Raw genomic sequence first — 20,175 nt, 5'->3', positions numbered from 1 at the left:
ACACCAGGCCCCGTACGACTTCGCCCACGACCTCGTCGTAACGATTGTCGCCAAGGCAGCACTTCAGCACCGGCCCGTACTCGGGGGTGCCGTCACTGCTTGGCGCCGAAGTCCTGCGTCCACCACGGGCCGCCCGCACCCTTGTCGACACCCACGCCGATGTCCTTGAACGAGCAGTTGAGGATGTTCGCCCTGTGACCGGGACTGTTCATCCAGGACTCCATGACGGCTGCGGCAGTCTGCTGGCCTTCGGCGATGTTCTCGCCGTACGTGGACCAGCGATAGCCGACGGCCGTGATGCGCTGTCCGGGGTCGGCGCCGTCTGGGTTGGTGTGGTCGAAGAAGTGACGAGTGGCCATGTCGTCGGAGTGACTCTGGGCCGCCTTCTGCAGTTGCGGATCCTCGGTGAGGGGGCCGCAGCCGACGCCTGCCCGCTCCTTGTTCACCAGCGCGACCACCTGGCCGACGACGTCCGTCCGGTCCGGTGCCTCCGCGGTGCGCGCCGGGGTCGCGGTCGGTCGGGTGGTGGGCTGCCGGTCGGTGGGCCCGCTCTCCCTCCCGCGGCCCGTTGCCTTCGCAGCCCGTGACTTCTTCGGCTTCACCGGGGACGGTGAGGGGGAGGCCGACGGCGAGACACCAGCGGTACTGGGCGTGGCGAGGTCCGGTACGGGGGCCGCCGCTCTTCGCTCCGCGCTCGCGCTGTCGCGGCCGGTTCCGGAATCCGTACCGAAGTACCACAGACCACCACCGACCACGCAGGCCGCAACGACGGCCCCGCCGGCCGCCCGGCGCCGCATGCGCCGACGCCGACGGGACTGGCGGCGCGAGCCGGTCCCGCCCCGTATGCCACGTCGCGCAGCGCCCGGGCCCGATCCGGTGTCGCCCTCGGTGACCCCCAGCGCTGCGGCAGAACCCGCCGGGACAGCAGTCCCCGAAGCGGCAGACACCTTGGCGAGCAACGCAGTCGACACCGCGATCAGCGCCAGACCGGCCAGCAGTCCTTCTGCGGGCATCAGACCGCTCCACAGTCCGCTGCAGCGGGTACAGCCGCGGGCGTGCCGGGCTATTCGCTTACGCCACAGAGCCGAGGGCCTGCCGTCCCAGGAAGCCAGCACGGTGCGGAGTTCCTCGCATCGTGGCCGTGCGTCGAGCGCTCGTACGACCACGCGGGCCGCCTCGAGCTGCGCCTTCATGCGCTGTACGCGGACCGCTGTGTGCTGGGGCGAGAGGTCCAAAGCCGCAGCCACTTCGGCCCGGGTGAGCTCGCCCGCACACTCCAGCCACCACAGCGACAGCAGTCCCCGGTCATCGGGCTCCAGCCAGCGCGTCGCCTTCGCTGTCTCCTGGCGTTGTCCGGCGAGCTGGAGTTGGACCACCGTCAGGTCAACGAAGTCAGCGCCCGGATCGGCCAGATCCTCGGCTTCCTCCATCGTGCCCGGGGCGAAGCGCCGGTTCTGCCAGTGGGCTCGGACCTGGTTCATCGCGATCGCCACGAGCCAGGCGCGAAAGCGCTCGGGAGTACGCAGTTCGCCGAGCCCGTCCAGGGCGCGCAACATGGTCTCCTGTACCACGTCGTCGACGTCCACCGAGCCGTTCAGAGCCCGGCCCACAATGTTGTAGACCAGCGGGAGGTAGGCGTTGACCAGCGCGTCCTGGGCTTGGGTGTCGCCCTCCCTGGCGGCCGTGACCAGTACCGCTGTCTCCACCGCGTCCTGCGTACTCATGCACATGCTTCCTGTCATCGAGGCCGAACGATTGTGTCCGATACCTGGGAGATCACTCGATGCGCCCCGGATAACAGTTCTTCGAGAGTGAGTTTCAGTTCGGCTGTCGTCGAAGACCACACGTCCGCATACTCCTGCGGCCGTACCGAGTGGACGGCAGGGGGTCGGGGCTGATGACGACGCCCGTCCGGCCGGACGGCCTTCAACTGCGGGCCGCTGTCCTCAGAAGTCCGACATCAGCGGCGTTGGTGTCGGGCTTTCCATCGCCACCTGTGTCAGGAGGATCGCGACCATGCCCTGGACGGGAGGGCATGTGCAGTCGTCCCCGTGCCTGGCCGCTACGGCCCTGGATGGGCCCAGGAAGAGGCGCCCGCGCGCTGTCCGGCCGTGAGGTGGTTGGTGATCATCCGGGGGCCTGAGTCCCGCAGCGAGGATCGTCAGACGCCCTCAGCCCGTGTCGAACCAGCCTCGCGGCCGGCCGTCGATGCAAGGTCGACGAACAGCGGCATTCTGTGCAGCGGCGGAGGCTCTCCCGGCAGGCCGAGTCGCTGCCAGGCCAGCCGGGCCGACACCTTCAGCACCCGTCGCGCCCGCACTATGAGCATGACGGCGAGGGGCAGCTCGACCAGTACGGCTGAGGCGGCACTCCACCACACATCCGCTCTTCCCCAGTCCAAGGAGACATCGAACCAGGCATCGCATATCAGCAGTGTGGCGGCCACGTACGACAGCGGGACCATGGCCTGCCGTCTCAGCCACACCGCCGCTCCCGCACCGGCCAACGACACCAGCAGCATGACATCGAAGCCGACCCACACCATGGGCCAGTACCGGGCCTCGAAGCGATCCGGCAATGACACCCCGAGGTACACGGTCCAAGGCACGAGCAAGACCACGCACACGCCGAGCTGCCGTAGAACCCGCCGGTAGCGGCGGCGCAGCGCGGCACTGTCCAGTGAGAAGGCGCCGGCCGTCATACCGGCGGGGGCAGTGGGGTCCCCCTGCTCGCTCATCTTCCCCTGTTCCTTCCGGCAGCTGATGGCCCCGCGAACCGCCGCTGTTGGTGCACCGCCCTCATGGTCGCGTCCCACATGGGAAAGCATGTACACGCCAGCAAGAAGTCCCTCCTTCGCTCTCACGGTATGCGGCAAGAGCCGTGGCCGTCTGTGTGCCAGCCCTCACTCCTGCCGCGAAGGGCGCGGCTCGCGGCGCAGGTGACAGCGTGATCTCACGCTGTTCGCGGTGCCCGCGAGGGTGCTGAGCGCCGCCCGGCCCGGGCCGCCGCGATCGGCGGCGGGCGCGGACGCCACCTCACTGACAAGTGCGACTGGGGCTGGTATGACCGTTTTGTCCTCACGCCGCACTAGGGCCTGTGTGATGTTGTGATCAGGTAGTTGCCTTCAGGAGGTCGTTGATCCAGATCGTCGAGGCACGGAGGTGGAGGCCGGCGAGGTAGCTCTCGGGCGTCTTGTCGTATCGAGTCGCGATTCCCCGCCATGCCTTCAACTTGTTGATGAGCCACTCAACGGTGTTCCGCTCCTTGTAAAGATCGCCGTCGTGGCATGTGGTACGGCCGCCCCGGCGGCCTTTCTTCTTCCGGTTGGCGGCCTGGTCCTTCTTCTCCGGGATGACTGCCTTGATGTTGCGTTTCCGCAGGTAAGAGCGGTTAGTCAGTACGAGTGACAGCGGACGGCACTTGCGGTCAGCCGCGAGATGAATCTTGCTCGTCAGTCCACCACGGGATCTGCCGAGCAGGGCTTGGTTCAAGCGGAGCTTGCGCCGTCGCCTGATACGCCGTCGCTCTTCCTGCTCGGGGTGGCGAAGATCTTGAACCACCCGCAGGCGTCGCCATCGCAGGCCCACGTGTGGAGTGAACAGCCGGGCTTGCGTTCCACGCAATGTGATGGCTTGGAGTGCTGATCCCGCGCGAGTGGAGACGGGATTGGCCGCCTCGAGACCTTTCCTGGTCACGGCCGCGAGCCTGCAGGACTCCGTCGCCGGCACCCACCTGGTCGACCAAGTGGCCGTCGCCCACCCCACCATCCGCAAGGTCTGGGTGGACGGCGGCTACCGCCAGCACCTCGTTGAGCACGCCGCCGCCCTCGGCATCGACATGGAAATCGTCCGTCTCACCCCCGGGAGCAGGGGATTCACCCCCGTGCGCAGCACACTGGTGAGCTGGGCGAACACGCCGTCCTTCTGCCACTTGGGCTCACTGACCGCAGAGGAGAGAGTTCGAGTCTTCGGCATCGGCCCACTGCCGCCGGCGCGAGCGGTGATCGCCGAAACGGCTGCTGCCCCCGCGTCCGGCGCCTCCACCGGCTGCCTCCTTGCGTCGGCGCGGAGCTGGGCGTAGGTGTGCCTGCTCCGACGTCGCCAGCGCCGGGCCGCTCGCGGAGGTGGTGATGGTGGTGGTCATCGGGCTCTCCTTCGATCAGCGGGCTTGGACGGTGAACGGCACAGTGATCACTTCACCGTCGGCAAGCCGGAACTGCGCCCACAGCCTGTAGGTCCCGGCGGTGGGGAACTCCGCGTGCACGTCGAGTTCGGGGCCAAAGGCCTGGCCGGGCAGGGCGAAGATCGGGCGACCGTCGGCGTCGGTGGCCGCAGCGTGTTCGTGGGCGAAGGTCTGCCCATCGGCACGCATGACCACGATGTGCCCGGCGGCGGCGAGGTAGGGCTGCAGGTCGTCAACCGGGCGGCCCGTAGCGGCGTCGCTGAAGGTGTAGTGCAGGTCGCTGCGCCCGCCCGCCTCGGCGTCGCCATCGAGTCTCACACGGACGCCGTCCACGACGGCGCTGCGCGGGCCCGCGGTGAGGGGCACCGGCACGGGGGCGGAGCCAGCAACGGTGAGCACCTGCCGGGAGTGGACGTCGGCCATCTGGCCCTGTCGACGGAACTCGGTGTTGACGATGTACTGCCCGGCGGTGGGGAAGGTAATGTCCACCGCGAGCTGCCCCGGCCGGCCAGTCGGCTGCGGATGCACGTGGGCGAACGTGCCGAGGTCGGCGCGGGTGGCGATCAGGTGCATCCACGCCTCGTGGCTGCGGGTCAGGTCCTGCACCGGCTGCCCTGTCCTGCTGTCCACGACGGTGACAACCAGCCGGGTCGGCACGCCGACCCGAGTACGTGCAGGCAGGTGGAGGTGGACATCGAGCCCTGCCTCAGCGGCGTCGATCGTCGGGATGTCAGCGGTCATCATCACGCTCATCGCCGGGCGCATCGGCATACCAGTGCCCTGCACCCAGGCAAGCTGGCCGTTCATGCCGCGCTCGGCGAAGTCCATGCGGCTGACTGCAGTCAGTCCCGTGCCCAGGGCCAGGGCGACGACCGCAATGCCGGTGAGGTAGGCGTACTGGCTGGCCCTAGCTTGCAGCGGCGGGTGCAGGATCTCCTGAGCCCCGGCCGGACGGCGGAAGCGGCGCAGCCGCAGCGCGTTGGTGACTACGCTGACCGAGCTCATCGCCATCGCCGCACTGGCCAGCACTGGGTCTAGCAGCAGGCCGTTCCACCAGTACAGCGCCCCGGCGGCGACCGGGATGAGCAGCAGGTTGTAGCCGAATGCCCAGCCCAGACCCTGCTTCATCGTCGCCACGGTGCGCCGCGACAGCGCGATCGCCGAGACGATCCCGCGAAGGTCGCCACCGACCAGGGTGATGTCGGACGCGGCGATCGCAACGTCGGCGCCGGTGCCGAGCGCCACGCCGATCGCGGCTTCGCTGAGGGCGCCGGCGTCATTGATACCGTCTCCGCAGAAGGCGACGACGTCCCCCTGCTCCTGCAGTTCGCGCACCTTCGCCGCCTTCTCGGCCGGCAGCACTTCGGCGAGCACATGCTCGATGCCGACTTGCTCAGCGATCGCCGCGGCGGTGGCGGCATGGTCGCCGGTGAGCATCCACACCTGCAGGCCCAGCGCCTTCAGCTGGGCAACCGCCTCGGCCGACTCCGGCTTGACCGTGTCGGCCACGGTGAGCACGGCGGTCGCGGCCCCGTCGACCGCGACGAACATCGGCGTGCGACCGGCCGTGGCCGCAGTGGCGGCGGTGGGCTCCAGCGCGGCGACGTCGACGCCGCGGGCGGCCATCAGCGCGGCGTTTCCCACGAGCACGCGCCTCTCGCTGACGACGGCGTCGATGCCGTGCCCGGGAACGGCGTCGAAGGAGTGCAGCGCTGGCAGGTCGAGGGAGCGAGCGGTGGCGGCGGTGACGATGGCCTCGCCGACCGGGTGTTCACTGCCGGTTTCGGCGGCCGCCACGAGAGCCAGGATGTCGTCCTCGGTCCAGCCACCGGTGGTGGTGATGTCGGTCAGGGTCGGCTTGCCCCGGGTGATCGTGCCGGTCTTGTCAAGCACCACGGCGGTGACGCCTCGCGCGGTCTCCAGCGTGTCCCCGTTGCCGATGAGGATGCCCAGCTCTGCGGCGCGGCCGGTGCCGACCATCACCGCCGTTGGCGTGGCCAGACCGAGTGCGCAGGGGCAGGCGATGATCAGCACCGCGATCGTGGTGCTGATCGCCGTCGTCAGCCGCCCGGTATCCGGGCCAAGCATCGCCCACGCGACGAAGGTGGCCGCGGCCAGGCCGAGCACGATAGGAACGAACCAGGCCGAGACCCGGTCGGCGAGGCTCTGCAGCGGCACCTTCGCGCCCTGTGCGTTCTCGACCAACTGGATGATCTGCGCCAGCGCGCTGTCTGCGCCGACCGCGGTAACCCGCAGCACCACCGTACCGGTGTGGTTGATCGTGGCGCCGATGACCTGATCGCCGACGGCCTTGTCCACCGGCAGGCTCTCGCCGGTCAGCATGCTCTCGTCGACCGCTGTGGCGCCTTCGGTGACGACGCCGTCGACCGGGATCTTCTCGCCGGGCCGGACCCGCACCAGGTCGCCGACGACGACCTGCTCGACCGGGACGTCGACCGCGGCACCGCCGCGCAGCACGCGGGCGGTCTTCGGAGCCAGCCCGACCAGGGCGTTGATCGCTGCGGCGGTCTGCTTCTTCGCCTTCGCCTCCATCCAACGGCCGGCGAGGACGAGGGCTAGGATGACCAGCGAGGTCTCGAAGTACACGTGCAGTGGCAGGCCCCACCGCTCGGCGGTCGCGGGCCAGAGGGTGACGAACGCGCTGTAGGCGTAGGCGACCCCGGTGCCGAGCGCCACGAGGGTGTTCATGTTCGTGCTGCGATGCCGCGCGGCGGCCCAGGCGGCTCGGTAGACGTCCCGACCGGCCCAGAACTGCACAACCGTGGCGATCACGAGGATGGCTGGCATCAGCCAGTCCATCGCGTCGAGGTAGAGCGGCACATACATGAGCACCATCAGCCCGAGGCCAATGGCGAGGGTGACCTGCCATTTGCGCTTGAGCGACGTCAGGTGGGTCTCGCTTGCCCGCTCGTCGCCCTCTGCTGCGTTCGCGGCGGCAATCGCCTGCCCGGCGGCAGACCGTGTGTCGCTGCGAGGGGTCGCGGTGTAGCCGGCCCGGTTGACCGCTATGGCCAGCTCCCGCAGCCCCACTTGCGTTGGGTCGAAGCGGACGGTGGCGACCTCGGTGGCCAGGTTGACCACCGCGTCTGCCACCCCGTCGATGCGGCGAAGCGCCTTCTCCACCCGGCCGACGCACGAGGCACACGTCATGCCGCCGATGTCGAGCGTGCAGTCGGCGGTTGCCGCGGCCGCGGTCGATGCGGTGCTGGTCATTGCTGTCTCCTGTTCGGGCGGGGTACGTGGGCTACGGCTGATGGCCGCTGGTGGCCAAGTCGGCGTACGCGCGGGGAGGCCAGGCGGCGGGATCTTGGGTCGGAGGGTGGCACCGAGGTGGTGGTAGAACCGCTGCGCGTCGACGTTGTCGACCTCGAGCCCCAGCGGATGAGGAGTCGCCCGGGTGTGGCCAGTGCGGCGAGAGCCGTCATGAGTTGTCGCCCGACGCCGGCGTCGCGGTGCACGGGGCGGACGGAGAGGTCGTCGAGGTTGAGCACGTCGCCGCCGTCCACAGGTGCAGCCGGCGGACGGAGGAGACGTAGCCGAGCGCCTGGCCGCTACGCTCGGCCAGCAGGACGTGCACCTCGGGGCGTCCGAGCAGGGCGCGCCACTGCTCATCGGTGACATGTACCTGCGCCGTCTGATCCTCGTGGGCGGCGATCTCGCAGAGCATCGCGGCCACGTCGACGGCGTCGTCCGGCGTGGCCCGGCGGATCGGGACCTGGGTCATTGTGGGCGTCCTCTCATTGAGTGAGGTGGGCGGGAGCGGGGAGGACGGCCCCCGCCGCCGCGGTCGGGTTCGCGCGATGCCCAGGTGCCACCGACGTCGCCGGGCCGGGGTCGATGCCTCAGCAGTGCGCGTACTCGTGCGGGCGCAGCAGCATGGCCACGGCCATCGCCGGGAGCATGAGCAAGTGGCCCCACAGCATCAGGGCGCTGGCGTCGATGATCTTGAGCGCCAGCGGCACGAACAGCGCCAGGAAGGGCAGGTACATGGCCGCACCCATCTCGGCGATGGGCCGCCAACGGTGGCCGCGGACCTTCATCCACGCGGACATGGCCACCGTCATGTTTGTCGCCATGATCAGCCCGCTGGAGTAAGGGCTGTGCATCAGTCCGGCGGCGCCGAGGGCGTCGAGGACGAACATCCACACTGGGTGCAGGACCGCCATGCCGACGACCATGGCCACGACCATCTCGGCGAAGTGGAGGGCGAATTTCTTGGCGCTCAGGCGGTGGCCGTTGTGCGCCGCGGCATTGGTGGGCGTGGGGACCGCGGTGGGGGTGGCGGATTGGCTGTGCACGGCTTGTCTCCAAAGATGGGTACGGGTCACGGGACGAGGGCGTAGCCGGCCTCGTCGACTGCGGCGGCGATGTCGGCGCGGTCGACGGGCTGGGAGGCGGTGACAGTGACGCTGCCGGTGGCCAGGTCGATGGTGACGGAGTCGACGCCGACGACACTCGAGATCTCCTCGGTGACGGAGCGGACGCAATGCGCACAGGTCATGCCGGTGACCTCGAAGGTGGTTGAGCCGATGAACGTGCGGGGGGTGCCGGAGAGCAAGGGAACTCCTTGAGGTGGTAGTGGCGGTGCGGTCAGAGACAAGAGTCGACCCGGCGCTGGGTGCATCTCACCGGGAAAATCGCCGGGATCGGCCACGTCAGTGGTCCTAATCGCGGGACCGTTCCCGGTGGCGCCCGTGCCGGGCTTGCCACCGGGCACGGCGAGGTGAGATGGGTGGCCGCAAGCCTTCAATCGCTGAGTCCGTCGACAGGCCGGGCGCGGGGGTCGGGCGGCGGCGGGCATGGGCATGCTCTTGGGCGGGGCGGCTAGGCCGCCTAGCCGCCGGGGCGTGGTCGTTCTGAGCGTTCTCAGCTGTTGAGACCGGGGTCGACGTCGCGGTAAGCCGCCCCAGATAAGGCGGCCACCGCGTTCCGCGGCTGGTCGAAGGCAGGGTCTCGGATCGGCCCCAGGTGCTACGCAGGGCGTCGTGGCTGGGGCCGATCGTCGGCTACGCGTCGGCACGGTCCGGTGATGTCGAAGGTGACCAGAGCCCCGCCCAGGCCTTCACCGGTCGAGCGACGAGGCCTCCGAACCCTGCATCCGCCAGGCGACCACGGCCAGCCAGATCATCCACGACACGTCCAGGACGAAGGCCAGCACGATTGCGATCGACTCCGCCCGAGAGAAGCCCACAGAGCCGACAACCCAGCCCTGCACCAGGTAGCTAAGGCCGGAAAGCCCCATCAGGTGGACTATCGGCCGCGGGATCCAAGCCGTCCGCACGGCGGCGAGCGCGAACAGGAGCACGGCAAGGCCCAGGGCGAAGTCCTGGTAGCTCCTCACGCCCCACTCAAGCCAGCGGATGGCCTCGGCGCTCGCGAAGCGCGCCGCCTTCTCGGCAGCCGGGGCGCTCGCCCAGGCATTCACGGCCTGCTTCAGGGCGACCCCGTCCACTGCCTGGAGGACGCCGTACAACGCCAGCGTCACCGCCGCGGCCGCGGCACCGAACCGACCCGCCCATCTCGCCGTTCTGCTGTGACCATCCAGAGCGAAGAACAAGGCGAGCAGCCCTGCGAGGAGGATCGCCATCCCCGCGAATTGGCCGAGGTGCACGAGTGTCCAGACCCTGCTGTCGGCGTAATCGGCGAACACGGCGTGGTGGTCATTTGCGTCCCCACCCGTGTGGAACTGGGTGACCACGATGTAGAGGAGTTGTCCCACGAGAAGCAGCATGGCGGACAGTCGCAGCGACGTGCGACGCGCCAGGGGTTCGGCGGGTGCGGGGGTTGCGCCCAGAGAGGGCAATGTGCTGGGCACGGCAGGCCTCCGGGTGGCGTGCGGGATGGACGGTGTCATGGGATGAGGACGGGGCCGGCCTCGTCGACGGCGGCGGAGTTGTCGGCGTGATCCACGGGGCGAGAGGCGGTGACGGTGACGGTCGTGGAGGACAGGTCAGCGGTGACGCAGCCGACGTTGTGGACGCCGGCGATCTGCTCGGTGACCGCGTGCTGGCAGTGTGCGCAGGCCATGCCCTCGACCGTGAAGGTGGTCGAGCCGATGAAGGTTCTGGTCGGCACAGGGAACTCCTTGGGGTGCTAGTGGTGCCGGTCAGGTAGAAGAGTCGGCCCGGGAGTAGCTGCGTCTCACCGGGGAAATCGCCGGGTTTTCCGCCGGGCTCGGTGGAAGGACGCCAACGGTGACGGCGAAGGCCCGGTCGTAGTCACATCGCTCATCACGTCCACGGCGATGTTCGATGGCGATGGCGATGGCGATGGCGCCGAGCATCGGCCCGAGACGGGCGCCGACGAATAGGAAAGCCGGGCAGCACGTCGGCGGCGTCGGAGGTCCCGCCCGGCGCCGGAGACCAGCAGCACGCCTACGGCCGTGACGACCAGGCCGCTCACATGGCTCCTCCTCGGACGCGGGGTGATGGTCTGCCAGGCTCACCACTCGCCTGATCACGCACCCGGTGATGTTGCCGGGTCTTCCTCCGGGACCGCGTTAGGTACCGTTGGGTTCGTGCTGGTCGGACGGGATCCCGAACGCGCGGCGATCGCCGCGCTGCTCGACGCCGCGCGCGCTGGCAACGGGGGCGCGCTGGTGGTGCGTGGCGTCGCCGGGGTCGGCAAGTCGACGTTGCTGGACGACGCGCTGGCAGCCGCGCGGGATCTGCGAGTTCTGCGTACCTCCGGTGTGGAGTCCGAATCGCCGCTGGCCTTCGCCGCGCTGCAACGGCTGCTGTGGCCGTTGCGCACCCAAATCGCCGCCCTGCCGGCACCGCAGGCCGCAGCGCTGCGCGCAGCGATGGGTGAGGCCGAGGGCGAGGGTGACCGCTTCCTGGCGTTCCTCGGCACGCTGAATCTGCTCGCCGATGCTGCCGAAGAGGCGCCGCTGCTGGTCGTCGTCGACGACGCGCACTGGCTCGACGACGCGTCGGCCGCGGCGCTGCTGTTCGCCGCCCGTCGGCTGCAGGCCGAGCGCGTGGCGCTGCTGTTCGCCGCCCGCGACGGCGACGCCCGGCGCTTCGACGCCGGGGACCTGCCCACCATCGTGCTCGGCGGCGTGACCGGCGCCGACGCCGGCGCGCTTCTGTCCGCCCGCGCCGGGACCGACATCGATCCAGCGGTGTGCGACCAGCTGGTCGCGGGTACCGGCGGCAACCCGCTCGCGCTGGTCGAGCTGGCCGGGGTGCTCACCGCTGACCAATTGGCCGGCCGGGCGCCGCTGCTCACCCCGTTGCCGCTGACCGGCGGCGTGGAGCGCGCCTTCCTCAGCCGCTACCGCCGCCTCGACGAGGCCGCGCAGCGGTTTCTGCTGGTCGCCGCGACCGACGACACCGCCCGGCTGACCGTGGTCCGCGACGCCGCCGAGCGCCTCGATGCTGCTGATGCCGCCCTGGATGCAGTGGAACGATCCGGGTTGCTGCGCGTGGACGGCGATGCTGTCGCCTTTTACCACCCGCTGGTGCGTTCGGCGGTCTACCGGGCGGCCACCAGCGCGCAGCGCCGAGCCGCGCACCGTGTGCTCGCGGACGTGCTGACCGAAGACCCCGAGCGGCGGGCCTGGCACCTGGCCGCCGCCGTCGACCGGCCCGACGTGGACGTCGTCGCCGCTCTCGACGGGGTAGCTGAGCGCGCCGCGGCCCGCGGTGGCCACGAGGCTGCGGCCGCCTCGTGGGCCCGCGCCGCAGAGCTCACCTCGAGTCGTGAGGCCCGCGGTCGACGGCTGTACCTGGCCGCGTCCTCGGCCTGGCTGGGTGCGCACCCGTCGCGCGCCTCAACACTCGCCCAGGCCGCCGCGGCAGACGTGACTGATCCGCTGCTGCGGGCGCAACTGCTCGCGCTGCAGGGGAAGATCGAGTGGAACACCCGCTCGCTGAGCGACGGCTACGACCTCATCCTGCAGGCCGCCGAGGTCGCCGCCGACGCCGACGCGGCGCTGGCTGCTCAGCTGGCGATGCTCGCCGCGTCGCTCGCGGCGTTCGGCGCCCGGTCCCCGCGCGCGGTGAACCCGACCGCGCTGGTGGCAAAGCCCGCGCCAGATGCGCCGCCCCGGGTGCGGGCTGCCTGGGCCCTGCTGCACGGCTTCGGGGCTGTGGCCCGCAGCCACTGGGAGGCCGCCGCGGAGTCCTTCCGGAGCGCGTTCATCCTCACCGACGCCGACCCGGTCGACGACTACGTGCTGCAGCCCAACCTGGGCATCGCCGCGATGCTGATCGACGACGACGAGCGCGGACTGCGGTTGCATGAGCAGCAGCTGACCGCCGCCCGCCGCGTGGGCGCGCTGAACATGGTCGCGTACGCCCTCACTCGCGGCGTCCACTTCCAGATCGCGACCGGCGCCTGGGCGAAGGCCGCCGGTGCCGCCGCCGAGGCGCTGCCACTGACCGTCGGCACCGGTCACCCCGGGCTGACCGCGCTGCCCACCGCGCAACTCGCCCTGGTCGCGGCGCTGCGCGGAGACGACGCCGCCGACCGCCACCTGGACAGGGTCACCGAGATTCGGGACAAGCACCCGGTCGGCATTACCGACGGCCTCGTCGCCGATCTGACGTACTGGGCCCGCGGGTTGCGCGCGGCCACGCAGCCGGTGACCGCGCTGCACTACCTCAAGCAGATCGAAGGGCCTGTGTGGCGCCGCCTAGCCGCCCTCGACCTGTTCGATGCCGCCGTCCGCAGCGACCGCCCCGACCTCGCCCGCACCTGGCTGGCCGAGCTGGAGCAGTTCGCCGCGGGCACCGGCCTGCCGGCTGCGACCGCCGTTGTCGAGCACGGCCGCGCCCTGCTCGTCCGCGACGGCGACGCCGAGAACCACTTCCAGCGGGCACTCGCCACGCACGCCAACTCGCTGCGGCTGCCCAACCGGGCCCGCACCCACCTGGCATTCGGCGAGTACCTGCGCCGCGCCCGCCGCCGGGTCGACGCCCGCGAGCACCTACGCACCGCGCTGGCGCTGTTCGAGGACCTCGGCGCCGCCCCGTGGGCCGAGCGGGCCGCGCAGGAACTGCGCGCCTCCGGGGAGACTGCCCGCCGCCGCGACGCCACCACCGCCACCGAGCTCACCCCGCAGGAACGCCAGGTCGCCGCCCTGGTCCGGCAGGGCCTATCGAACCGGGACGTGGCCGCACAGCTGTTCGTCAGTTCACGTACGGTCGACTTTCACTTGAGGAACTGTTACTCAAAGTTGGGCGTCAGCTCCCGAGCCGAGCTCACCGCTCTTCCGCTCGACCTGTGACCGGCATGGCCTTGCACCCGGAGACCGCCCGGAACTCGAGCCTTCGTCTCTTGAGGGATGAGGGCGTCAAAGATGACCTCCGCGAGCATTCCGGGGCGGCCACATGCGCCGATCGCGCCTGGTCGTCGGTGCGGCCACGACGATGGCCTGCACGTCGACCGAGTCCTCGTCGTCGCGCAGCGCCCGGGCCTTGTGGGCGCGAGGGCCCGTGTGAGGTCGTGATCAATCTGGGTTCTGGTCCCGTGCGGGGACGAGGCCTGGTAGGACGCTGGGTGTGACACGTAGGCAACTCACCGACGAGCAGTGGGAGTTCATTGAGCCGTACCTGCCGATAGGCGAGTACGGTCCGTACCCCGAGCGGCTGCGGGAACAGTTCGAGGGGGTGATCCGGCGGTTCCGGCCCAGCGCCCAGGGGCGCGAGATGCCCTCCGAGTTCGGACCGTGCGCGACCGTCTACGGGCGCTTTCGCGTCTGGCGGGACGCCGGGGTCTTCTCCGCTCTTCTGGAAGGCGTGATCGCCGAGGCCGCCCGCCGGGGACAGGCGGACTTATCCCTGGTCAGCGTGGACTCCACCACTGCCCGCGCCACCACGACGCGGCCGGGATGCACATCGGCAAGGACGTCATGGAGGCCCTTGAGGAAGCCGCCGCCGAGCAGAAGCAGGCCCGGCAAAAAGGGGCGGCCCGCCAGAGCAGAACGGACAGGACGGCAGGGACGACCCCGAGCAGGAAGAGCGACGGCGTATCAGGCGACGGCGCAAGCTCCGCTTGAACCAAGCCCTGCTCGGCAGATCCCGTGGTGGACTGACGAGCAAGATTCATCTCGCGGCTGACCGCAAGTGCCGTCCGCTGTCACTCGTACTGACCGCAGGACAGGCCGCCGACAGCCCGCAGTTCGTCCCCGTGCTGCAGAAGATACGGGTCCGTCTGCCTGTCGGCCGGCCTCGAACCCGGCCCGACGCTGTCGCCGCGGACCAAGAGACATCGACCGTGGCCACCGGGTACGACAAACTCGCGGTCCGCTACGAGGCTACCGTCCTCGTTGCCGCCATCAACGAGTGGTTGTGACGTACTGGTCCGACGACAACTCGAACACCCGTACCCGCCGACCGCAGGTGGGATTGACGGTCTCACGGACCGGATGCATCCCCAGTTTGGTCATGATCCGTTCGGAGGCGTCGTTGCCCACTTGAGCGATGCTGACGATCCGCTCCAGCCCTCGCTCTTCGAACCCGAACCGTACAGCGGCCACAGCGGCCTCGGTGGCCAAGCCCTGCCCCCAGTGGGAACGTCCCAGCCGCCAGCCGACCTCAACCGCCGGCAGTACCTCCGGCAAGAAGTGGGGCACCGAAAGGCCGGTGAACCCTGCCAGCTCGCCAGTGGACCGGATCTCCACGGCGAACAGGCCGAAGCCCTGTGACTCCCACTCGCTCTCCCATGCCTGGATCCCGCTGCGAGTCTGCTGTTCGTCACGGACGCTGCCGTCACGGATCCACCGCATGACCTCGGGGTCGGCATTGACGGCAGCCATGGGCGCAACGTCTTCCTCGCGCCAGCGACGCAGGATCAAACGGGGAGTCTCAAGCGTGACCATCCAATCATTCTGGATCACAAAATGGGCTCTGTGCCACGAGGTCGGCTTTGGTTTTCGGCTGTTGTGATCGCGCCGCCGGTCGCCGATGAGTTCGACCGCCGTGCGGGGTCTACACCTGAACACCGCAAGCTCCGCGCACGACAGTGAGGGACCCATGAGCGCCAACGCACTACCGCCCGTCGTCGACGCCGAGACCTGGCAACGACAGCTCGATGCCGTGCGCGCCCGGGAGAAGGCCGCGACCCGGGAACTGGACGCGATCGCCGCCCAGCGTCGCCGCCTGCCCATGGTCCGGATGCCTGAGTGCACCCTTGAGGGTGAGAAGGGGCCGGTCCGGCTGGTGGACGTCTTCGAAGGCAGCACGCAACTGATCGTTTACAACCACATGTGGTTCCCCGGCAAGCAGTGGCAGTGCCCGGGCTGCACCGGCTTCACGTCGCAGTTCACCCGACTGGAGTTCCTGGACGCATATGATGCCCGGTTCGTCATCGTCACCCAGGGGCCGATCGAGGAAGCACTCGCTTACAAGCGGCGAGTCGGAAACCGCATGACCTGGTACTCCACGGCGAACAGCCCGTTCGGCAGCGACGTCGGCGCGCCGCCCGGCGGCGGATTCGCCGTCAACGTCTTCCTGCGTGACGGCGACACCGTCTACAGGACCTGGCACACCAACGGTCGTGGCGTCGAGCAGCTCAGTCACACGTTCTCGCTCATCGACCTGTTGCCCTACGGGCGACAGGAGGAATGGCAGGACTCGCCCGACGGCTGGCCACAGGATCCGACCTACAGCCGGTGGAGCTCCTCCGAAGAGATCGCGGCACTCTACGGCCCGGGACAGCACACGTAGGACTGACGTTCAGTCATGGGCAGAGTGCCGGGCCGTGTGGGCGGAGGCAGTCGAAGACCGTCCCCGCCGGCCTGCTGCGCGTGGGCGAGGAGCGTGGCGAACAACTCACGTATCTCCGGCGCCAGTTGTTCGACTTCGGGCCCCCATGGAACCGTCCAATGCCGTGACGGCTTCGGTCAGATCGGTCAGATCCTGCTTCGCGCCGGTCTCGGCGGTCATCTCGGTGAGGAAGGCGAAGTGGTGGGAAAATGGCGGTGGACGGTGCCCGGTCCCGCCCCGGCCGGACGGGCGATCTCGTCCAGCGGGACCGCGATGCCCTAGGCGGCCGACCCTGTTCGGTACGGACGCCGTCTTCGAGATGCCGCCCTACCTGTCGCCGGGACTGCCCGCGCAGGAAACGGACGGGACGGGACGCCTTCCGGACCCAGAACTCGTCGTCCGGCGAATGCAAGCGGTTCCGGCTGGCGCTGGCGAAGGGCTGGATCGAGTCCGTGGCCGACCTCAAGCGCTTCCGCGCCCTGCGGTACATCCCTTACACGGTCGGCCGCATGGTGATCCACTCCGGCCACACACTGCACCAGGTCGCGCCCAGCTCCCGTGTCGAGCCCGACCACGAACGGCTCACCCTCCAGGGGCACGGGGTGTGGTGCGACGGCCGGTGGCTGCTGTACTGGTGGCGGCGGCCGGCGCCGCCAGGAACGGCCGTCCGCGAGGAGGAGGACAGCACCGGGCGTCGCTGCGATCCGGTCCTGGCCCTGTGCACGGACCAGGGCGACATGGTTGCCCACCGGGCAGTCGGTGGTCCGTGCCCCGGGGCACAGCCCACGGGAAAGGGCAGCGGCAGCCTGCGGCTCACGCCTCGCTCACCCGTTCGGCGGTGGGAAACCGCGGGAAGGAAGCCGACGGCCACGACGTCGGGACAGGCACCGGCGGGAGGCGTTCGGGCAGGCATCACCAGGCGCATCGGCCGGTGAACGAACGGACGACCGCCGGGACAGCAGGCCGGCAGCCTCTGGTCCCCCGCTCCGGCAGGCTGCGTACGGCGCGGGTGGTGTCGGACAATGGTCAGTACTGGGCCCCGGCCCGATTCCGGCGGGCCGGGGCTCCAGATCATTCACTCGACGCCGGGCTAGTAGCCCCAGTGGTTCCGCACCACGCGGAAGCTGGCTACCACGCCGTCATGGACGTGGACGCCACGGGTGGGACACACGCGCACGCCGTCGCTCTGGCTGTGGGGTCCGACGACAGCGACGGGAGCGCCGTTGTCGCAGACCGCCCCGCGGAAGACCTCGACGGTCTTGTGCGTGTCGTTGCGGATGTTCAGGGTCTTGGCACCCAGTCCGCTGACCACGGTGATGCAGTCACCCGGGTGGGCGGAGTACGACCGCTCGTTGATCTCGATCCGGCCCCAGTCGCCTTCACGGCGCTCACGGCCCTCACGGCCCTCACGGCCCTCGTTGCCCTTGCCCTGCCCGGACATGCCGTCGGACGGAGCCGCTGCGGCGACGACCGGGGCCGACTGGGGCACCGGGGCGGAGGCCGCCGACGCGTAGGTGATGCCGGTCGCGACCAGAGCTGCGGCGGCCGCAGCTCCAGCGGTGACCACGGTGGAACGGGGGACCTTCATATCGCTTCTCCTGTCTGCTGTCTCAGAGATACCGGCTCGTCAGCCGGCCGTGATCAAAATTACCTACAGCGGGCATATCAGTCATATTGAATGACTGTCCTCGGGCGCCGATCGGGGTATTTCTGGCGTCGCATGCCGCCGTTTCAGGGGCGCGAGTGGACGTCAAGCACCTGAGAAACAAAGGGGATTGATGCGGCATTAGCCCTTTCGGTTGATCCTCTGATGCCCACTCACCATGAAGACCACAGCGTGTCGCTACAGAAGGGGAGACCGCGTCGTGCTATTGGGCAGGCCGCTTGCGACCGGACCTCGATCCAGTTGACGCAACCATTTGATTGCCATACTATCGCAATCAGATGGTTGCTATACCTCTGGAGGCAGACATGGCATTCCCTGATCGAATCGAGCGGACCATCGAGATCGCGCACCCGCCGGCCAAGGTGTGGGCGGCGCTCACCACGGCCGAAGGGCTGAGCGCCTGGTTCGGCAACGAGGCCGCGATCGATCTGCGCCCGGGCGGCTCGGCCTGGATGAAATGGGACGGTGGCCACACCGCCGCCATGCGGGTGGAACGGGTGGAGGAGCCGACGGTGTTCGGCTACACGTGGCGAATGGCCGAACTGCCCGACGACGATCCGCGCCGCACCTATGTGGAGTTCACGCTCGAACCGGTCGGCACCGGCACCCGGCTCACCGTGGTCGAGACCGGCTTCGCCCAGCTCCCGGACGAGATCTACCGCAAGGAGTTCGACGGCCACACCGAGGGTTGGGCGCGCGAACTGGGCGAACTGGTCGACTACCTCGATGCCGCAGCCTGACATCGAAGCGATCGCCGAACAGGTCTTCGCCGCCCTGGCCGACCCCAGCCGGCGCGCCATCCTGGCCGCGCTGGCCTCAGGGGGACCGGCCACGGCCACGGACCTGGCCGGCCGGCTGCCGATCACCCGGCAGGCGATCGCCAAACACCTGGCCCTGCTGGCCGATGCCGGCCTGGTCACGGCCGAACCGGGTGAGCGGCGCCGGGTGCGGTACCGGCTGCGGTCCGCACCGATGCAGGTGGCGCAGCAGTTCCTGGCCGCGCTGGCTCGCGACTGGGACAGCCCGCTCGGCGCCCTGAAAGATCACCTCGACGAGCAGGCGCGCGGATCCGCATGACGAGGACCGCCGCCTGACACACCGGAGGGAGAACCGACGGTGAACGTGGGCGTCCGGCGCCCGACCGCGCCGGCGATGGTGCTGGGGCTGACGCTCGGGCTCGCCGCGGTAAGCTGGGTGGCCGCGGTCCGGCTGATGCTCGGCATGGACATGGGGGTCGCGACCGGGCCCGGGCCGTTCGGGTTCTTCGCCGCGACATGGATGACGATGATGGCGGCGATGATGCTGCCGGGCGCGGCCCCGGCGGTCGCCGGGCACGTCCGCCTGGTCGGCAGGGTGCGTGGCGCCCTGCCGTTCGCAGGGGCATACCTCGCCGTCTGGGCGCTCGTCGGTGTCGTGGCGTACGCGCTGGACCGGCCGCACGGATCGCCGGCCGCCGGCGCCGTGGTGATCGCCGCGAGTGCCTACGAGCTCACGCCGGTCAAGCGGTGTTTCCGGCGACGCTGCCACGAGGTCGCAGGTTCCGGGCTGAGGCTCGGGCTGTACTGCGCCGGATCGAGCATCGGGCTGACGGCGATGCTGGTGGCGCTGGGCGTGATGAGCGTGGTGTGGATGTCGTTGGTCGCCGCCCTCGTCTCCGCCCAGAAGCTCCTGCCCGCAAAGACCGCGATCGATGTACCGCTGGCCCTGGCGATCGTCGGGCTCGGACTCTTGATCGTCGTCGCCCCCTCCGTGGTTCCGGGGCTCACGCCACCGCCGATGTAGCGACGCGAGGCAGGACAAGGCAGAACAAGGCAAAGAAGACAGGCAATGACCAGCCACAGGACAGGGACACGCGAGGAGTGGCTCGCCGCGAGGCTGGAGCTGCTCCAGGCGGAGAAGGAGCTGACCCGGCGCGGCGACGAGCTGGCCCGGAGGCGGCAGGAGCTGCCCTGGGTCCGGGTCGACAAGGACTACCGCTTCGAGACCGGCGAGGGGACGGCGTCGCTCGCCGACCTGTTCCGGGGACGCTCGCAGCTGCTCGTCTACCACTTCATGTTCGGGCCCGACTACACCGCCGGATGCCCGTCCTGCTCGGCGATCGCCGACGGCTTCAACGGCTCCGTGGTCCATCTCGCCCACCACGACGTCATGTTCTGGGCGGCGTCGCGAGCCCCGCTCGCCCAGCTCCACGCCTACCGGCAGCGCATGGGCTGGACTTTGCCGTGGGCGTCGTCCCACGGCAGTGACTTCAACTTCGACTTCGGGGTGGCGCACACCAAGGAGGAGTGGGAAGCGGGACTCGTCGCCTACAACTTCGGCGAGGAGGACATGCGGCCGGCGACGGACGACGAGCAGAGTTCCCGCGACGCCTTCAGCCGGTCGATCGTCGGCACGGACTGGGAGACCTACCGGCGGGAAGGACCCGGCGTGAGCGCGTTCGCGCTGCAGGACGGCGAGGTCTACCACACCTATTCGGCGTACGCGCGCGGGCTGGACGCCCTGTGGGGCATGTACCAGTGGCTCGACCGTGCGCCGCTCGGCCGCAACGAGACCGGCTTCTGGTGGCGCCGCCACGACGAGTACGACAACCAGTGA

The 20,175-nt window shown here is 69.7% G+C and carries 17 protein-coding genes and 3 pseudogenes; 9 read left to right on the top strand and 11 right to left on the bottom strand.

Features of this window, described 5'->3' with window-relative positions:
* Positions 1–92 precede the first annotated feature (92 nt).
* The 3 genes and pseudogenes from ACZ418_RS19585 to ACZ418_RS19575 form a co-directional block, all read right to left on the bottom strand.
* On the bottom strand, positions 93–1,724 hold the full coding sequence (locus ACZ418_RS19585; protein ID WP_468364174.1) for a sigma-70 family RNA polymerase sigma factor: 1,632 nt from the start codon (positions 1,722–1,724) through the stop codon (positions 93–95).
* A 437-nt stretch (positions 1,725–2,161) separates the two neighbouring features.
* Positions 2,162–2,737, bottom strand: a complete 576-nt coding sequence (locus ACZ418_RS19580) for a hypothetical protein (protein ID WP_468364172.1) — start codon at positions 2,735–2,737, stop codon at positions 2,162–2,164.
* A gap of 373 nt (positions 2,738–3,110) precedes the next feature.
* Positions 3,111–3,533 (bottom strand): annotated as a pseudogene (locus ACZ418_RS19575) (transposase family protein); the annotation flags it as partial.
* 154 nt (positions 3,534–3,687) lie between these two features.
* Between ACZ418_RS19575 and ACZ418_RS19570 the strand changes: the two are divergent.
* A pseudogene (locus ACZ418_RS19570) lies at positions 3,688–3,885 on the top strand (IS5 family transposase); the annotation flags it as partial.
* A 273-nt stretch (positions 3,886–4,158) separates the two neighbouring features.
* On the opposite strand, the gene ACZ418_RS19565 reads toward ACZ418_RS19570, so the two are convergent.
* The 6 genes from ACZ418_RS19565 to ACZ418_RS19540 all read right to left on the bottom strand — a co-directional run bounded on the left by ACZ418_RS19565 (position 4,159) and on the right by ACZ418_RS19540 (position 10,278).
* A complete protein-coding gene (locus tag ACZ418_RS19565; RefSeq protein WP_468364169.1) occupies positions 4,159–7,416 on the bottom strand; it encodes a heavy metal translocating P-type ATPase in 3,258 nt (1,085 codons plus the stop codon).
* Between the two features lie 208 nt (positions 7,417–7,624).
* Complete coding sequence (locus tag ACZ418_RS19560; RefSeq protein ID WP_468364167.1) at positions 7,625–7,927, bottom strand: GNAT family N-acetyltransferase; 303 nt, start codon at positions 7,925–7,927, stop codon at positions 7,625–7,627.
* 118 nt (positions 7,928–8,045) lie between these two features.
* Positions 8,046–8,501: a hypothetical protein gene (locus tag ACZ418_RS19555; RefSeq protein ID WP_468364165.1), complete on the bottom strand. Its 456-nt coding sequence runs from the start codon at positions 8,499–8,501 to the stop codon at positions 8,046–8,048.
* Between the two features lie 26 nt (positions 8,502–8,527).
* A complete protein-coding gene (locus ACZ418_RS19550) occupies positions 8,528–8,761 on the bottom strand; it encodes a heavy-metal-associated domain-containing protein (RefSeq protein ID WP_468364162.1) in 234 nt (77 codons plus the stop codon).
* Positions 8,762–9,265: 504 nt separating this feature from the next.
* Positions 9,266–9,922: a DUF4386 family protein gene (locus tag ACZ418_RS19545; RefSeq protein WP_468364160.1), complete on the bottom strand. Its 657-nt coding sequence runs from the start codon at positions 9,920–9,922 to the stop codon at positions 9,266–9,268.
* A 131-nt stretch (positions 9,923–10,053) separates the two neighbouring features.
* A complete protein-coding gene (locus ACZ418_RS19540; protein ID WP_468364157.1) occupies positions 10,054–10,278 on the bottom strand; it encodes a heavy-metal-associated domain-containing protein in 225 nt (74 codons plus the stop codon).
* A gap of 442 nt (positions 10,279–10,720) precedes the next feature.
* Between ACZ418_RS19540 and ACZ418_RS19535 the strand changes: the two genes are divergently transcribed.
* Both ACZ418_RS19535 and ACZ418_RS19530 read left to right on the top strand, forming a co-directional pair.
* Complete coding sequence (locus ACZ418_RS19535; RefSeq protein ID WP_468364155.1) at positions 10,721–13,435, top strand: AAA family ATPase; 2,715 nt, start codon at positions 10,721–10,723, stop codon at positions 13,433–13,435.
* A gap of 274 nt (positions 13,436–13,709) precedes the next feature.
* Positions 13,710–14,502: pseudogene (locus ACZ418_RS19530) on the top strand (transposase).
* Here ACZ418_RS19530 and ACZ418_RS19525 read toward each other — a convergent pair.
* Positions 14,486–15,028 carry a GNAT family N-acetyltransferase gene (locus ACZ418_RS19525; RefSeq protein WP_468364153.1) on the bottom strand — a complete coding sequence of 181 codons (543 nt, stop codon included), beginning with the start codon at positions 15,026–15,028 and terminating at the stop codon, positions 14,486–14,488. The pseudogene ACZ418_RS19530 and the gene ACZ418_RS19525 overlap by 17 nt on opposite strands.
* Before the next feature lie 154 nt (positions 15,029–15,182).
* Here ACZ418_RS19525 and ACZ418_RS19520 point away from each other — a divergent pair, with 154 nt between their 5' ends.
* Together ACZ418_RS19520 and ACZ418_RS19515 are read left to right on the top strand one after the other, a co-directional pair.
* Entirely contained in the window at positions 15,183–15,875 is a 693-nt protein-coding gene (locus ACZ418_RS19520; RefSeq protein ID WP_468364151.1) for a DUF899 domain-containing protein, read from the top strand.
* 491 nt (positions 15,876–16,366) lie between these two features.
* Positions 16,367–16,849, top strand: coding sequence for a hypothetical protein (locus ACZ418_RS19515; protein ID WP_468364148.1), 483 nt, complete (start codon positions 16,367–16,369; stop codon positions 16,847–16,849).
* A gap of 155 nt (positions 16,850–17,004) precedes the next feature.
* On the opposite strand, the gene ACZ418_RS19510 is transcribed toward ACZ418_RS19515, so the two are convergent.
* Positions 17,005–17,502 (bottom strand): hypothetical protein, encoded by a 498-nt coding sequence (locus ACZ418_RS19510; protein WP_468364145.1) that lies wholly within the window; start codon positions 17,500–17,502, stop codon positions 17,005–17,007.
* 383 nt (positions 17,503–17,885) lie between these two features.
* Between ACZ418_RS19510 and ACZ418_RS19505 the strand changes: the two genes are divergently transcribed.
* Genes ACZ418_RS19505 through ACZ418_RS19490 form a run of 4 tightly spaced genes read left to right on the top strand, consistent with a single transcriptional unit; the run spans position 17,886 to position 20,175 of the window.
* Positions 17,886–18,320 (top strand): SRPBCC domain-containing protein, encoded by a 435-nt coding sequence (locus ACZ418_RS19505; protein ID WP_468364143.1) that lies wholly within the window; start codon positions 17,886–17,888, stop codon positions 18,318–18,320.
* Positions 18,307–18,657 (top strand): ArsR/SmtB family transcription factor, encoded by a 351-nt coding sequence (locus tag ACZ418_RS19500; protein ID WP_468364140.1) that lies wholly within the window; start codon positions 18,307–18,309, stop codon positions 18,655–18,657. The genes ACZ418_RS19505 and ACZ418_RS19500 overlap by 14 nt, the downstream gene beginning before the upstream one ends.
* A gap of 39 nt (positions 18,658–18,696) precedes the next feature.
* The gene (locus tag ACZ418_RS19495) at positions 18,697–19,362 is read left to right on the top strand and encodes a copper chaperone (protein ID WP_468364137.1); all 666 of its coding nucleotides are present in this window, start codon (positions 18,697–18,699) and stop codon (positions 19,360–19,362) included.
* A gap of 45 nt (positions 19,363–19,407) precedes the next feature.
* Entirely contained in the window at positions 19,408–20,175 is a 768-nt protein-coding gene (locus ACZ418_RS19490; RefSeq protein ID WP_468364135.1) for a DUF899 domain-containing protein, read from the top strand.

This window comes from Streptomyces sp. NPDC030820 (assembly GCF_055572075.1).
The sequence above is the reverse complement of the archived record's forward strand: the minus strand, read 5'-3'. Positions and strand labels throughout refer to the sequence as shown.

Excerpts from the sequence above, each read along its gene's own strand:
- ACZ418_RS19585 (WP_468364174.1), bottom strand. The coding sequence starts at position 1,724 with ATGAGTACGCAGGACGCGGTGGAGACAGCGGTACTGGTCACGGCCGCC.
- ACZ418_RS19580 (WP_468364172.1), bottom strand. The coding sequence starts at position 2,737 with ATGAGCGAGCAGGGGGACCCCACTGCCCCCGCCGGTATGACGGCCGGC.
- ACZ418_RS19565 (WP_468364169.1), bottom strand. The coding sequence starts at position 7,416 with ATGACCAGCACCGCATCGACCGCGGCCGCGGCAACCGCCGACTGCACG.
- ACZ418_RS19560 (WP_468364167.1), bottom strand. The coding sequence starts at position 7,927 with ATGACCCAGGTCCCGATCCGCCGGGCCACGCCGGACGACGCCGTCGAC.
- ACZ418_RS19525 (WP_468364153.1), bottom strand. The coding sequence starts at position 15,028 with ATGGTCACGCTTGAGACTCCCCGTTTGATCCTGCGTCGCTGGCGCGAG.
- ACZ418_RS19520 (WP_468364151.1), top strand. The coding sequence starts at position 15,183 with ATGAGCGCCAACGCACTACCGCCCGTCGTCGACGCCGAGACCTGGCAA.
- ACZ418_RS19510 (WP_468364145.1), bottom strand. The coding sequence starts at position 17,502 with ATGAAGGTCCCCCGTTCCACCGTGGTCACCGCTGGAGCTGCGGCCGCC.
- ACZ418_RS19505 (WP_468364143.1), top strand. The coding sequence starts at position 17,886 with ATGGCATTCCCTGATCGAATCGAGCGGACCATCGAGATCGCGCACCCG.
- ACZ418_RS19500 (WP_468364140.1), top strand. The coding sequence starts at position 18,307 with ATGCCGCAGCCTGACATCGAAGCGATCGCCGAACAGGTCTTCGCCGCC.
- ACZ418_RS19490 (WP_468364135.1), top strand. The coding sequence starts at position 19,408 with ATGACCAGCCACAGGACAGGGACACGCGAGGAGTGGCTCGCCGCGAGG.